The 13,563-nt window shown below is 58.8% G+C and carries 15 protein-coding genes; 13 read left to right on the top strand and 2 right to left on the bottom strand.

Going from position 1 to position 13,563, the window contains the following annotated elements; translation table 11 throughout:
• The first annotated feature begins 10 nt into the window (after positions 1–10).
• Positions 11–1,933: an ArnT family glycosyltransferase gene (locus ACPEE0_RS05500; RefSeq protein ID WP_424574107.1), complete on the top strand. Its 1,923-nt coding sequence runs from the start codon at positions 11–13 to the stop codon at positions 1,931–1,933.
• Positions 1,934–3,179: 1,246 nt separating this feature from the next.
• Here the strand turns inward: ACPEE0_RS05500 and rpsI are convergent.
• The gene (gene rpsI, locus ACPEE0_RS05495) at positions 3,180–3,686 is read right to left on the bottom strand and encodes a 30S ribosomal protein S9 (RefSeq protein WP_058266545.1); all 507 of its coding nucleotides are present in this window, start codon (positions 3,684–3,686) and stop codon (positions 3,180–3,182) included.
• Positions 3,687–3,725: 39 nt separating this feature from the next.
• The gene (gene rplM, locus ACPEE0_RS05490; protein WP_009358699.1) at positions 3,726–4,169 is read right to left on the bottom strand and encodes a 50S ribosomal protein L13; all 444 of its coding nucleotides are present in this window, start codon (positions 4,167–4,169) and stop codon (positions 3,726–3,728) included.
• A gap of 294 nt (positions 4,170–4,463) precedes the next feature.
• Between rplM and ACPEE0_RS05485 the strand changes: the two genes are divergently transcribed.
• From ACPEE0_RS05485 to ACPEE0_RS05430, 12 genes are all read left to right on the top strand, one after another.
• Positions 4,464–5,129, top strand: coding sequence for a prepilin peptidase (locus tag ACPEE0_RS05485; protein WP_424574106.1), 666 nt, complete (start codon positions 4,464–4,466; stop codon positions 5,127–5,129).
• A 279-nt stretch (positions 5,130–5,408) separates the two neighbouring features.
• Entirely contained in the window at positions 5,409–5,609 is a 201-nt protein-coding gene (locus ACPEE0_RS05480; RefSeq protein ID WP_424574105.1) for a Flp family type IVb pilin, read from the top strand.
• 173 nt (positions 5,610–5,782) lie between these two features.
• Positions 5,783–5,983 carry a Flp family type IVb pilin gene (locus ACPEE0_RS05475; protein ID WP_424574104.1) on the top strand — a complete coding sequence of 67 codons (201 nt, stop codon included), beginning with the start codon at positions 5,783–5,785 and terminating at the stop codon, positions 5,981–5,983.
• A 72-nt stretch (positions 5,984–6,055) separates the two neighbouring features.
• A complete protein-coding gene (locus ACPEE0_RS05470) occupies positions 6,056–6,358 on the top strand; it encodes a TadE/TadG family type IV pilus assembly protein (RefSeq protein WP_424574103.1) in 303 nt (100 codons plus the stop codon).
• A gap of 76 nt (positions 6,359–6,434) precedes the next feature.
• Complete coding sequence (locus tag ACPEE0_RS05465) at positions 6,435–7,445, top strand: pilus assembly protein TadG-related protein (protein WP_424574102.1); 1,011 nt, start codon at positions 6,435–6,437, stop codon at positions 7,443–7,445.
• A gap of 21 nt (positions 7,446–7,466) precedes the next feature.
• Entirely contained in the window at positions 7,467–8,243 is a 777-nt protein-coding gene (cpaB, locus tag ACPEE0_RS05460; protein WP_424574101.1) for a Flp pilus assembly protein CpaB, read from the top strand.
• Positions 8,240–9,445, top strand: coding sequence for an AAA family ATPase (locus ACPEE0_RS05455; protein WP_424574100.1), 1,206 nt, complete (start codon positions 8,240–8,242; stop codon positions 9,443–9,445). Before cpaB ends, ACPEE0_RS05455 begins: the two co-directional genes overlap by 4 nt.
• Positions 9,442–10,929, top strand: a complete 1,488-nt coding sequence (locus ACPEE0_RS05450; RefSeq protein WP_424574099.1) for a CpaF family protein — start codon at positions 9,442–9,444, stop codon at positions 10,927–10,929. Before ACPEE0_RS05455 ends, ACPEE0_RS05450 begins: the two co-directional genes overlap by 4 nt.
• 30 nt (positions 10,930–10,959) lie before the next feature.
• Positions 10,960–11,880: a type II secretion system F family protein gene (locus ACPEE0_RS05445; RefSeq protein WP_424574098.1), complete on the top strand. Its 921-nt coding sequence runs from the start codon at positions 10,960–10,962 to the stop codon at positions 11,878–11,880.
• A gap of 11 nt (positions 11,881–11,891) precedes the next feature.
• Positions 11,892–12,767 (top strand): type II secretion system F family protein, encoded by an 876-nt coding sequence (locus tag ACPEE0_RS05440; protein ID WP_424575243.1) that lies wholly within the window; start codon positions 11,892–11,894, stop codon positions 12,765–12,767.
• Positions 12,768–12,775: 8 nt separating this feature from the next.
• The gene (locus ACPEE0_RS05435) at positions 12,776–12,991 is read left to right on the top strand and encodes a Flp family type IVb pilin (RefSeq protein WP_424574097.1); all 216 of its coding nucleotides are present in this window, start codon (positions 12,776–12,778) and stop codon (positions 12,989–12,991) included.
• A gap of 268 nt (positions 12,992–13,259) precedes the next feature.
• Positions 13,260–13,472 carry a Flp family type IVb pilin gene (locus tag ACPEE0_RS05430; RefSeq protein ID WP_424574096.1) on the top strand — a complete coding sequence of 71 codons (213 nt, stop codon included), beginning with the start codon at positions 13,260–13,262 and terminating at the stop codon, positions 13,470–13,472.
• The last annotated feature ends 91 nt before the right edge of the window (positions 13,473–13,563 follow it).

The raw sequence follows: 13,563 nt of genomic DNA, 5'->3' as shown, positions 1-13,563 counted from the left end.
CGGTGCAACAATGAGTATTTCACGCTGGGAGAAATGGTGTCTGGCGGGGATTCTGTCGACTGCTGCCATGTTCTACACATGGGCTCTCGATGCCAACGGCTGGGCAAATGCTTACTATTCAGCCGCGGTGCAGTCAGGGCTTCAAGATCCGGCTGCCTTCTTCTTCGGATCCGCCGATGCAGGAAATTCAATCACCGTCGATAAACCGCCTCTTAGTCTTTGGCTCATGGGGCTATCCGTCCGACTATTTGGGTTGAGCACCTGGAGTGTCCTGCTTCCTCAAGCAGCAGCCACGTTGGTGGGCGCTTTCCTTACTTACCTTTTGTCTAGACGCTACCTACCGGCTCCTATTGCGTTATTTTCCACCGCACTGTTTGCCTTTACGCCGATCACCGTCCTACTGGCTCGCTATAACAACCCAGACCCACTAATGGTGCTTCTGATGCTCGCGGCACTTCTAGCTGGAATTAAGGCTACCGAATCGGGTAAGGCGCGCTTTCTATACCTTGCGGCAGTGTTTCTATCCCTCGGATTTCTGACTAAACAACTGCAAGCCTTTCTTATTCTCCCTTCACTCATCGCGTCGTTCTGCATTTTCTCGCTCGTAACATGGCGTCGGCGACTCATGACTCTAGGTGCTGCCGGGATGCTCCTCACGTTGGGTTCACTTGCATGGCCATTGATAATTGACGCAATAAAGCCGAACTCACGCCCTTATGTCGGCGGGTCCTCCACCAACAGCATGCTAGAGCTCACATTGGGATATAACGGTCTCGATCGAGTACTTAAGAGGGAGAATGACCCGTGGACGGCACTGCTCCCTGAAGGCATGAGGAGTGTCGAAACCGATGCAGGAGTCTTCCGGCTATTCAATGCCAACTACGGTCAGGAAATAGGCTGGCTCCTGTTACCAGCCTTGCTGTCGGGCTTTGCCGTACTAGGCGCCGTGGCAAGGAAACGGTACACGCGCGCAAAATCCGTCTTCGCCCTTGCCGTTGCCTCTTGGCTGGTAATTACCTATCTCGTACTCAGTTTCATGGGTAGCAGTTTTCACTCCTACTACACGGCCGCCTTGGCTGCCCCGGTGGCGCTGTGTCTCGGCCTCGGCTTGGAGCTTGCCTTGGCACCCGGCAAATCAAAACTGTTCCGGATCGCGATCTTTTCCTCGCTGCTTCTAAGCGCAATATTCTCCCGCGCTATGTGGCAAATCAGCGATGCGTACCCGGAGTGGCTGGGGCAAACACTGCTTTATGCGGAACTTCTAGCAGGGGCCTTGATTCTAATTCCTGCACCGCGGGACTGGGTCCGCCCCGCGGCGACATGGTTGGCGGTGGGCAGCCTGACTGTCGGGCCCATATTCTGCTCCACTCTGACCATAAACACTCCCCAGTTTGGCTCCAACCCGTTGTCGGGAGGCATCGCCACCAACCCCAATACCTTGAGTCGATTCTTGACTGGCGCGAAGTCTCTTGATCCGGCATGGGCTACGGGTCTAGCCATCGGCAAGACCCCCAGTCCGGCAATGGAACAACTTCTCAAAGAGTCCAGCCCTTCGTGCACCTGGGCTGCTGCTACCTATCCCGGCCAGACAGCCGCCAGGTTTCAGTTGGGGGCTGGCAGGCCAGTCATGCCCCTAGGCGGGTTCGCCGCCACCGATCCCAGTCCAACCCTCGAACGCTTTCAGGAGTGGGTATCGAAAGGAAAGATTTGCTTTCTAGTCGTTCAACCTGAACAACTAAAGGTTCCGGGAAATAGTTCGCAACTTCTTGCGATCCAACAGTGGGTACATACAAATTTCGAGGAGGAAATAGTTGACAGCAGTATCGTTTACGACCTACAGAAAAAACCCTGTTTGTTGAATAGCGCCTTAAATGTTCTGCGGCCCTACGGAGACGGGCACGGAAAGGACGTGGGTGAGTTGCGATGCAGATAGGGAAAGCAGTCAATCCTGGGCCAATCAGGGTTGTCCCACCCGACGAGTGGTCCACCCTGCCCGTACAGCCCGCAGCGGGTTATTGGTGGCGCATGACCCGACGCCTCATCATTGGCGTTTTCATTGCGATGGGAATTCTCGTTACTGTGGCATTTGCGTCCTTGGCTGACAGGTCTATAGCGCAGTTGGTGCCACCAGTACTCACGGCGTTATTGGTTCAATGTGCCGCCGGTGTTGTCCTCTCTATTATCGCGGCGCGGCCGTACAGGAAGGAACGGCGCCTCGGGTACACGACCTGGCCTTCGGGCAAGGAGCTCAACAAGCGTTTATGATCGACTGCCCTGCTCATGGCAGGTCGCCACACGAAACGGGTGGTCGTTGGCCTGCTGCTTTTGCATACAGGTGGCGGTAGTTCGCCAAGGAGATGTGCGCGAGAACTTCGTCGTCGATGCTCCGGCAAGCCTGACGCATCGAACTCACCCCCAGGCCGTAGTAATCTCTCGTCGAGGCATTAGGGAGGTTGTGACTTGCACTGCTCATAGGTAAATGAAACGCCCCACCCGTCATCTATACCCCGTTGCCCGGGGGTGGTTCTGGGAACTGAAGCTCCTCCCGCTCAAGAGGAGGACCTGCCTGGATTCGCCTACGGTCCTCCCTCTCCGACTCCCCCAGTCTCGACAACCGTCTTCCTCCGGGCACAACGATGAAGGCAGTGCCGTGAACATGAGTAAACCAACCAGGCCGATGGCCCGATATATTCCGGGATTGTCTGCGTTGGGCCTAATGATCACAAGGAGAAGGATCGACAAGATCATGAGGATGTTGCCGAAGTAGAAGGGCCTAAACATAGCGAAGACGGCATCACGAGTGACGCTGCTGGATGCGCCTCTCATGCGAACCCCTAATTCTCGAGCCTTCTTGCGGACCCAGCAAGGAAGGTCTTTTCTCGTTTCACCATGTCCGGGACCTTAGAGACGACTGCAATCAGAAAACGAACATAGAACCTGTGCCGAGTATGAAAAGGTACCCATGAGTGTCAGGAAGTCGACAGGTATTGCTCTCATCGGCACGGCCCTGAGACCGGGCCGATGGCGGCATTACCTGTTTAGAGGACGATCCAGGACACTGCCGTATAGCGCGGTATAGTCACAATGCGACGTTTGAACGCAGCTTTTGTCCTCGCTGGGCCGTAAGCAAAAAGAAGCCCGCCCCGCCAATGGCGGGACGGGCTTCTGTGCAAGCGGGATTAGCGCTTGGAGTACTGCTGGGCCTTGCGGGCCTTCTTGAGACCGGCCTTCTTACGCTCGATGACACGGGCGTCGCGGGAGAGGTAACCGGCCTTCTTCAGCGTGGCGCGGTTGTTCTCGACGTCGATCTCGTTCAGCGAACGGGCGATGCCGAGGCGCAGGGCACCGGCCTGGCCGGAGATGCCGCCGCCGTGGATGCGGGCGATAACATCGTAGGCGCCTTCGAGATCAAGGATCTTGAAGGGCTCGTTGACGTCCTGCTGGTGCAGCTTGTTCGGGAAGTAGTTCGCCAGCTCGCGGCCGTTGATGGTCCACTTGCCGGTACCGGGCACAACGCGGACGCGTGCAACGGCTTCCTTGCGGCGGCCAACAGCTGCGCCGGCAACGGTCAGGGCCGGGCGCTCCTTCTTGGGAGCGGCTTCGGCAGCCGAGCTCTCAGAGGTGTAGCTGGTCAGGTTTTCCTCGGCCTCAACGGCCTCGGTGGTCAGTTCTTCGTTCTGAGCCACGATTCTCCTTGTATTAAGTAAGTTGTTTGGTGGCCAGGACTACTGGGCGACCTGGGTGATTTCGAAAGTCTTGGGCTGCTGGGCGGCGTGCGGGTGCTCAGCACCGCGGTACACCTTCAGCTTGCCGAGCTGCTGGGCAGCCAGGGAGTTCTTCGGGAGCATGCCCTTGATGGCCTTCTCCACGGCGCGGACCGGGTTGGATTCCAGCAGTTCCGCGTAGTTGACGGAGGTCAGGCCGCCCGGGTAGCCGGAGTGGCGGTAAGCACGCTTCTGCTCCAGCTTGGCGCCGGTCAGGGCTACCTTTTCAGCGTTGATGATGATGACGAAGTCGCCCATGTCCATGTGGGATGCATAGGTGGCCTTGTGCTTGCCGCGCAGCAGGATTGCGGTCTGGCTTGCAAGACGACCAAGGACAACGTCTGTGGCGTCAATGACGTGCCACTGGCGGTTGATATCGCCGGGCTTCGGGGTGTACGTACGCACGGTGTTTGCCTCGTTCTTGTTCTGGCGTTCTTGTTTAGGTGTCACTAGCTCGTGCACCTACTGTCTGCGCGCTACCGGAACAGAGGTGAGGGCTCCATGTAACCAGTCATCCTGTGGTTCCGAATGTGACCGTTGAGTAGTCATCCTGCAACCGGATTCTCAAGCGGGCACGCACCATCGGAATAGGACACGCACAACGACTACCAAGATTAGCGCGTCAGGGGGTTCAGGGTCAAAATGGGTTAGCCGGACGGCACACCAGGTCCGTCGGACTGACGAACGCAGGGGGTCGCGGTGCTGGATACAGGTTATGACGGTTTCGCCGACTGGCTGGTCGTCGTAGGTATCGGGCTCCTGGGCATCGCCCTCTCCCCCGCCGCCGAGGTGCTGATAGCAAAACGACTACCTCGGCTGGGCGGCCTACCTACCCTTCCCATGCGAATCACGACGGCGTCACTCACCGGGATTGCGTGCGCAGCCTTTGCTATACGGTTTGAAATTGGACCGGGCTTGCCAGCGTTTATATTCCTTGCTGTTTTAGGGGTGCAACTCGCCAGGATTGACGTCGCGCACCATTTGCTGCCCAACCCGCTTGTCTTGACGCTACTGACAGGTGGTTTACTCCTATTTCTATTATCCGCCTTATCTGCGCAACAGACGAACGACCTCCTGCGCGGGGTACTCGGAGCCGTCATCCTATTTGCCGGCTACCTCATTTTGGGCCTGATCTCGCCGGGCGGCATAGGAATGGGCGACGTGAAGCTCGCCGCACCCGTAGGCCTCTACCTCGGGTACCTAGGTTGGAGCCAACTGCTATACGGCGGCCTGCTGGGGTTCATCCTCAATGGCATAGGCACTGTTCTCATTCTAAGTAGAAAAGGCCCGAAAAAGGCGACAGAAGTGGCACATGGACCCGCCATGCTGGGCGCTCTGGCTGCTGTCACGCTCCTTCTTTCGTAAGCACCGCGGAAGAGTCCCTTGCCCTTCCCCCGGCCCACTCCGCCGCCGCCATAAGTAGTAGCCACCACTACTCACATCACTTTCTGAGTACTGCACGAACTCTTCGAGTACGTACTTTTGTTATGTCCTGAAAAAGTCGAGTACCACTACGCATTGTTGCTCCTCGCCCCTAAATGACAATCTCGTCTTAGCGAAGTCCAGCCGCTAAAGATTTATGGGGCAGCTGGAAATTCGTTGAAATAAATATCAGTCCATTTCACCGAATTAAAGGAAATTACAATGACTTCTCTCATGGTCTCGATGATGGCTTTTGTTGCCGGCGTCAAGGATCGCTTCACTTCCGAGAAGGGCGCCACGGCGACAGAATATTCACTTCTGGTCGCCTTCATCGCGCTCCTCATCATCATCGGCGTCACCGCCTTCGGAACTGCACTGAACAACTGGTTCTCCACTCTCGGTTCCCGCGTCGGCACTTGGTAAGTCCCCATGGCCGGGAGGTGCGCCGCCTCTAGATGAAGTTGGGTTCGCGGCGCACCTTTCAACTAGGCGGCGGATATGCCACGCGTCTCCGCCGCCGAAGCTTCGACCAAAGACCCCGTAGTGCGCTCAGCCGCCGCAACCGCGTCGGCAGCTTTCAGAAAAGGACTCAAGAAATGACACCATTCATGGTCTCCGTGCTTGCCTTCGTTGCCGGCGTCAAGGACCGCATCGCATCAGAGAAGGGTGCAACGGCAACGGAGTACTCGCTCCTAGTTGCCTTCATTGCACTTCTCATCATTATCGGCGTCACCGCCTTTGGAACCGCGTTGAACAACTGGTTCTCAACCCTCGGTTCCACCGTCGGCACCTGGTAAGCCACCAACCCTCCGGATGTGCCGTGCGGCACCGTACGGCACATCCGGTCTCCATCGATCTCGGGGGATCCGTTGAAGAAGACCCGCAAAGAAAACACGGACGAAAAAAGCCGTGGCGCCATAGCTGTGGAGTTCGCACTAGTTGCTCCCGTGTTGCTGGCACTTGTCATCGGCATCGTCGAATTCGCCAACGCCTACAACGCTCAAATTTCGGTGACCCAAGCGGCCCGTGAAGCGGCCAGGACGATGGCAGTGAAGAACAGTCAAACGGACGCCAAAGCGGCGGCCGTTGCTGGCGCTCCGGGGTTAACTCAGGAGCTTTTTCCTATGCATTTAGCCCCGCAACCTGCGCAGCCGACACAACTGCAAAGGTGACCATCACCTACCCGGCCTCAACATTGACCGGGCTTTTCGGCAGTTCTGTCACCCTCACCGGAGTAGGAGCAATGCGATGCAACGGCTAGCAACCAAGGCCAGCGAGAATGAGCGAGGAGCTGCAGGCGTCCTGGTTGCCGTCATGATGGTCGTCCTGATTGGGGCCGGCGCCCTCGCCGTTGATACCGGTCAAATCTACGCCGAGCGAGCCCAGCTGCAGAATGCCGCCGACGCGGGGGCACTCGCGGGGGCAGACCTTTGCTCGGTTTCCGCAGGGTGTACACAGGCCCAAGCGGATGCCGTTGCCGCTGCCCTGGCCAACAGCAACTCGAATGACAACAGCTCTACTGTCCAGTCCGTGGATCTTTCCGTCCCTGGAGAGGTCTCTGTAACCACTTCTACAAAGGATGGGACCACTAGTGCCGGCTTCCTGAGCAAGATGTTCGCGAGCGCCTTGAATGCTCCCCCGGCCACGGTCGGGGCGACTGCCACAGCCAAATGGCTGTACCCAACCAAGGGCATTACGGTCCTGCCGCTCACGTTTGCTCCATGTGAATTCAAGGATGACGGGTTGCCCCACAAGATTCTTATTCAGGGCGGGGCCCTGGACTGCAACGGACTAAATCCTTCAAATCAGATCATCCCTGGTGGCTTCGCCTGGCTGAATCCCGACAGCTCCACAGGGTGCAATGTGACGGCTGAGGTCGGGGAATGGAGCGAAACCAGCGCCGGTGCCGCTGTACCGAACGGCTGTATTGACCTCTTCAATCCGTCCATCAACCCATCGCTGGCGAACTCAACCGTAGCCCTGCCCGTCTACAAGTACACCTGCAGCGGGATGCCTGCTTCAGAATTCGGGACATGCCTCGGAAGCTCAGTCCAGTACTACATCGAGAAATGGGCCGGCTTTGAAATCAAGGCCTGGAACTTGTCTGGTCAGGCCAAGTACGACCCAACCAACGTTTTCGGCGGCAGTGAGAAGGGCCTCTACGGCACCTTCGTAGGTTACTCCGCAGATCCCAGCCTCTTCACAGGAGGCTCCACCACACCCACCGGCAACGTCGTTGTCCTTGGGCTGATCAAATAAGCATCATCTAAGGGGAAGATAGTGAAAGCACGCCTACTGGGAGGCATCGCCGCGCTCGTTATTGCAATAACCGGCACTGTCCTTCTGATCACTTACGTACAAAGCGCCGATGCCCGAGCTATGGCAGGCACGGAAACGGCCGAAGTCTTCGTGGTGCAGACCGCGATAGCCGCGGGAACTCCGGTTGGTGAAATAGGAGCTTCCGTCGCCAAGAAGCCGCTGCCGAAATCGACAATCAGTAGTGACAGCGTCACGGATCTGGCGGATCTCGGTGACAAGGTAACCGCCGTATCTCTGGTTCCCGGGGAACAACTCCTCTCCAGCCGCTTGGTGGAACCAGCTTCCTTCCTTGGGCCCTCCCGAGTCGCTGTGCCCGACGGCATGCAGGAGATTTCGCTCAAGCTGCCCATCGAACGAGTAGTCGGCGGCAAGATCGCCGCCGGCGACACTGTGGGCGTTTTCATCTCGCTCACTGAAACCAATGGCTCTGGAGAAAATGCCACGCAGTCCGCAGGCACGCAGCTCACCTTCCACAAGGTACTTGTGACTGCTGCCCAGTTCAGCAACGGCAGCCCGGCACAAACAGATGCCCCCAAGGAAGGCGAGTCCGACGGCGCCCTTAGCTCCGGTGAAGGCCAGAGCGACGGGACCTATCTCATCACCCTGGCGCGGAATTCCGTAGAGGCAGAGCGACTGGTTTACGCCGCGGAATTTGGCCGGATCTATCTTTCCAAGGAACCCAGCGAAGCTACCGAGGGTAACACCGGTGTAGTGGACAAGACAAAGGTATTCCGATGAGCCGCTTCGTACTGATCACGCCAAATACAGAATTTGAGCGCCGCGTCCGCATGGCTACGGCCGGCATGGCAGGTTCCCTCCAGTTCTTCCAGGCGGACTACCTGCCCCAGGGGCCGGAGGAGGTGCTGAAGCAGCTCCTTGGTGAACCACCTGAGGTATTCATTCTCGGCCCCGGCCTTCCCGCTGATGACGCATTGAAGTTTGCAGCAGTCATGGATCTGCAGTACCCCGAGATCAGCATGATCCTCGTAGCCGGCGAATCATCGGAAGTTGCGGTTCAGGCGATGAGGGCTGGTATTCGTGACCTTCTGGATCCCGCTGCCGATGTGGATCACATCCGGATCATTGCGGAGCGGGCCAGCCTCGCGTCAGCGGGGCGACGCCGCGGCCTGGCCCCGAGCAGCTCGGAACATCACGAACATGCTGCCGGCGGCCGCATTATCGCCGTCATTTCCCCTAAGGGAGGCGTCGGCAAGACCACTGTGGCCACCAACATCGCGGTGGGGCTCGGGAAAATTGCGCCCATGGGTGTGGTGATTGTGGACCTGGACCTGCAGTTCGGCGATGTTGCGAGCGGGCTCATGCTGGAGCCGGAACACACCATCACGGATGCGGTAGTAGGCGCTGCAAGTCAGGATTCCATGGTCCTGAAGACCTACCTCACCGTCCACCCCGGCGGCATCTATGCATTATGCGCGCCGAAGAATCCGGTTGAGATGGACAAGATCAGCGGCGAGCACGTCACCCACCTCCTGTCCCAGCTCCGCCAAGAGTTCCAGTACATCGTCGTCGACACGGCTCCGGGGCTTGGAGAACATGTTCTCGCCACTCTGGACCTGGCTTCTGACGCGGTGTGGATCTGCGGCATGGACGTTCCCAGCATCCGGGGGCTGCGGACCGGCAACCAGGTTCTGTCAGAGCTGAATTTGCTTCCTGAAACCCGGCATGTGGTGCTCAACATGGCAGACCGCCGCAGCGGCCTATCGGTTCAGGACGTGGAGGCCACCATCGGGGCACCAGTGGACATTGTTCTTCCACGTTCACGCACCCTGCCCTTCTCAACCAACAAGGGCGTCCCGCTTCTTCAGGATGGCAGCCGGGATCCTGCTACGAAGGGCTTGCGCCAGCTTGTTGAGCGCTTCAAGCCCAACTGGGAAGCAAGACCACATAAGAAGTTGCATCGAAGGGCGGTTGTCCAGTGAATCTCTCCAGAAGGCTCGAAAAGGTGCGGGGCACCGAAGCATCCACGCCGTTCACCGAAACAGCGGAGCAGCAGAGCCCGTTCATGCCGCTGAACTCCCCTGCCGAACCTGCAACTCTTGGCCGCATCCATGAGGCAAAGACGGCAGAGTCGGTTCACGCCGCGGAAGTCATTGAACTGGCGCCGACAGCCGCGGTGGCCAGCGGCGCCCTCAGCGCGCTCAAGGAACGCGCCAGCCAGGCCCTTTATGAGCGTCTGGGGGCAAGGATCACCGATTCCTCACTTGAGGAGGCCGAGCTCCATCAGTACGTCAAAGACGAACTGAAGATTGTGGTCGATGAAGAACAGGTTCCCCTGACATCCGCCGAGCGGCAGCGGCTGATCCGGGAAATTATCGACGATGTCCTGGGGCATGGACCCATCCAGCGCTTCCTCGACGACCCCTCCATTACGGAAGTCATGGTGAACCGGTTTGACCAGGTTTACGTGGAAAGGGCCGGCAAGCTCACGCTAACGGACACCAAGTTTGCGTCCGACGAAGCACTGCGGCGGGTCATCGAACGGATCGTCTCGAAGGTCGGACGCCGCATCGACGAGTCATCGCCGCTGGTGGACGCCCGCCTGGCCGACGGTTCACGTGTCAATGCCATCATCCCACCGCTCGCAGTTAATGGCCCGGCCCTGACAATCCGCAAATTTGGCGGTGACGCACTGACCGTCGACAAGCTCATCGCTTTTGGCAGCCTGTCTCCGGAGATGGCGGAACTCCTCCAGGCCTGCGTCTTTGCGCGAATGAACATCATCGTGTCCGGCGGCACCGGTACAGGTAAAACGACACTGCTCAATGCACTTTCGTCCTTCATTCCTGCCTCCGACAGGATCGTCACCATCGAGGATGCAGTTGAACTCCAGCTGCAGCAGGACCACGTGGTGCGGCTCGAAAGCCGGCCGGCAAACATTGAGGGCAAGGGCGAGGTCGCAATCCGGGACCTCGTGCGAAACTCCCTCCGTATGCGTCCTGACCGCATAGTAGTCGGCGAAGTCCGCGGCGGCGAGTGCTTGGACATGCTGCAGGCCATGAACACCGGCCATGACGGATCGCTCTCCACCGTCCACGCCAACTCACCCCGTGACGCCATTGCCCGTCTGGAAACGCTGGTTCTGATGGCCGGAATGGACCTTCCCCTTCGCGCCGTAAGGGAGCAAGTCGCCTCAGCTGTAAATCTGATCGTCCATATTTCAAGGCTTCGGGACGGGACCCGCCGCGTCACCCACATCACGGAAGTGCAGGGCATGGAAGGCGACATCGTCACGCTCCAGGACGCCTTCGTATTCGACTATGCGGCCGGTGTTGACGCAAACGGACGGTTCCTTGGCAAGCCGATTCCTACAGGTGTGCGGCCCCGGTTCACCGACCGCTTCCATGAGCTTGGCATCCGCGTCTCACCCCATATCTTCGGGGCTGACCCTGCCAGGGGCCGGTAACGATGGCTGCCGACGCTCCCACCCTTTTTTATGGGCGGCCTGTTCCTCGTCTACTTGTCGCTTGCCCTCTTCTTTGTGTTTGTTTGGAAGGGCAAGGCGGGCGTCCCGCTTACCCGGAGGCGTCCCGACGTCGTCCAGCACTCATCCAGCCTTACCCGACTGACCAACCAGGCGGTAGGGGTCTTGAACCGGAGGCTGAAGAACCGCCCCACCGGCATCTTCAGCCGGGAAAAGCTGGAACAGGCGGGCCTCAACAAGGAACCGGGCGACTACCTTCTGATGGCCGGGGCGATCACGTTGGTGTCGACCGTAATGGCTTTCTTCCTGGGCGGTCTCGGCATCAGCATCCTGGCCCTCATCGGAACGCCTTTCCTCCTGATCCTCGTTCTCAACTTCCTCATTTCCAGACGCCGCAAGACCTTCGACTCCCAGGTGCCCGATACCCTGCAGATGTTCTCCGGCGGCCTCCGGGCCGGCCACAGCCTCCTCAGGGCTATCGACGCCGCCGCACAGGAGAACGAGGGGCCGATGGCCGAGGAACTCAGCCGCATCGTTAATGAGACAAGGATCGGCCGGGACCTGGGCGAATCGATGGCGGATGTGTCGCGGAGGACTGCAAGCGAGGACTTTTATTGGATAGCCCAGGCCATCGAGATCCACCGCGAAGTGGGCGGTGACCTCGCTGAGGTTCTGGACCACGTGGGTGAGACAATCCGCGATCGAAACCAGGTGAAGGGGCAGGTCAGGGCACTGAGTGCGGAAGGACGCATCTCAGCACTGGTTCTCATGGCCTTGCCAATCCTGATGTTCATCGGTCTGGTGGTGTTCAACCCGACTTACGCGCGGGTCTTTACCACCACCTTTGTTGGGTTCGTCATGATTGGGGCTGCCATCGCACTCCTCTCCGTCGGCGGGCTTTGGCTCAGCCGCATTATCAAGCCGAAGTACTAGGGGGAGACAACATGCAACCAATAGCCTTAGCTGCCATATTGGCCATCATCGTGCCCATCTCCGGCATGGTCTGGCTTTCCTTCACCGGAGACCGGGCAGGGTTACGGCGCATCAAGGCCAATCTCGGTGGTCGCCCGAGCCAGGCCATGCAATCACTGAATGTCACTCAACAACTGTCCGACCTCTCCAAGCGGGTCATGCCACGGGGGTATGAAGCATGGCTCGACAAACAGCTGTCAGGGGCAGGCCGGCCAAAACAATGGCCTCTGGCCAGGATAATCATGGTGAAACCCATGCTCGCTTTCGCGGGTGCACTTCTGGGCCTGCTGATCTTCATGGGCGCACCGTCCGGCGGAAGGTTCGTGGTCGCGGTCTTTATCGTTGCCCTGGCCTACTTCATCCCTGACCTCCTCCTGCGGAACTTCGCACAGAAGCGGCGGGAAGCAATCAGGCTGGAACTGCCCAACGCATTGGACCAAATGCTGATCTCGGTGCAAGCGGGGCTTGGCTTCGAAACTGCAATGGGACGCGCTGGAGAGAACGGCCGCGAACCCCTGGCCGATGAACTGATCCGCACCCTGCAGGACATCCAGGTGGGCCGTTCACGGAAGGAAGCCTACCTGGCCCTTTCAGAACGGGTGGATGTTCCCGCGGTGCGAACCTTCGTTCGGGCTGTGGTACAGGCCGACACTTACGGCATCGCTATCGCCGGAGTCCTGAAGACACAGGCGAAGGACATGCGCATCAAGCGCCGGCAGATGGCAGAGGAGCATGCCATGAAGATGCCCGTAAAGATGCTGTTTCCACTCATCTTCTTCATCCTGCCCACATTGTTCATCGTGCTGCTGGGTCCCGCAGTGCTGCAGATCATGTCCGTGTTCTCATAGGAGCCACAATGCTCACCCATCTGATACCGATCTTGTTCCGCAGCTCACAGGCACTCAAGACCTTCCTGAACGACCAACGCGGAGCTACGGCGACGGAATACGGAATCCTGGTTTCGTTCCTGGCAATGGCACTGGTCTTTGGGGTGACAGCTTTTGGACAAGCTCTGAACCTTCACTACCAAGGTTTGGCAGCCTCTCTCAGCGCTGCACTGGGTATCCCCTAGCTCCAGCTTCACCTCCAGCGCGCCACCCGGCGCCCCATAGACCGGACCCCCTCGGCACCCAGAACCGAGGGGGTCCGTTTGTGTGCCGACACCACAGGGATTCCCAGCATCAGCGCAGCGAAAACCCAGCAAAAGCGCAGGAAAAGTGCGGGAGTGAAAGCGTTTGCGCAGGATGCTCCAAGATCCGGCTTTTGAGCCAATTCCGGTTGCTAACTTCGTTTCAGTGCTGGTGCAGGACCAGCCAATCCGTCTCGCACAGGAGTCTCAAATGCTTTCTCTCTACACCAACCTCATGGCCCGCCTCCGCACCGAAGAGAAGGGCGCCACCGCCGTCGAATACGGCATCATGGTCGCCCTCATCGCCGTCGTCATCATCGTTGCTGTCAGCACCCTCGGCGGCCAGCTGGGCACCATGTTCAGCGGCGTATCTACCGATATCGCCAACCCGCAGACCACCGCCGTCCCCACCGCCACCCCGTAGCCCTTTCCCCCGAGCGCGGTTCCGGCCCCCCATATCGGAACCGCACCCCCAACAAGGCCCAAGAAGAACCAGCAATTCCAGGAGGAGGTGC

Origin of the sequence: Arthrobacter sp. SD76 (assembly GCF_049726125.1) — a bacterium.
GTDB lineage: Bacteria > Actinomycetota > Actinomycetes > Actinomycetales > Micrococcaceae > Arthrobacter > Arthrobacter nitrophenolicus.
This window is presented reverse-complemented; position numbering and strand designations above follow the sequence as displayed.

Bases quoted from the DNA above. Each gene is read 5' to 3' on its own strand.
- ACPEE0_RS05500 (WP_424574107.1), top strand. From the start codon at position 11: ATGAGTATTTCACGCTGGGAGAAATGGTGTCTGGCGGGGATTCTGTCG.
- ACPEE0_RS05480 (WP_424574105.1), top strand. From the start codon at position 5,409: ATGACTTCTCTCATGGTCTCGATGATGGCTTTTGTTGCCGGCGTCAAG.
- ACPEE0_RS05475 (WP_424574104.1), top strand. From the start codon at position 5,783: ATGACACCATTCATGGTCTCCGTGCTTGCCTTCGTTGCCGGCGTCAAG.
- ACPEE0_RS05465 (WP_424574102.1), top strand. From the start codon at position 6,435: ATGCAACGGCTAGCAACCAAGGCCAGCGAGAATGAGCGAGGAGCTGCA.
- ACPEE0_RS05455 (WP_424574100.1), top strand. From the start codon at position 8,240: ATGAGCCGCTTCGTACTGATCACGCCAAATACAGAATTTGAGCGCCGC.
- ACPEE0_RS05445 (WP_424574098.1), top strand. From the start codon at position 10,960: ATGGGCGGCCTGTTCCTCGTCTACTTGTCGCTTGCCCTCTTCTTTGTG.
- ACPEE0_RS05440 (WP_424575243.1), top strand. From the start codon at position 11,892: ATGCAACCAATAGCCTTAGCTGCCATATTGGCCATCATCGTGCCCATC.
- ACPEE0_RS05435 (WP_424574097.1), top strand. From the start codon at position 12,776: ATGCTCACCCATCTGATACCGATCTTGTTCCGCAGCTCACAGGCACTC.
- ACPEE0_RS05430 (WP_424574096.1), top strand. From the start codon at position 13,260: ATGCTTTCTCTCTACACCAACCTCATGGCCCGCCTCCGCACCGAAGAG.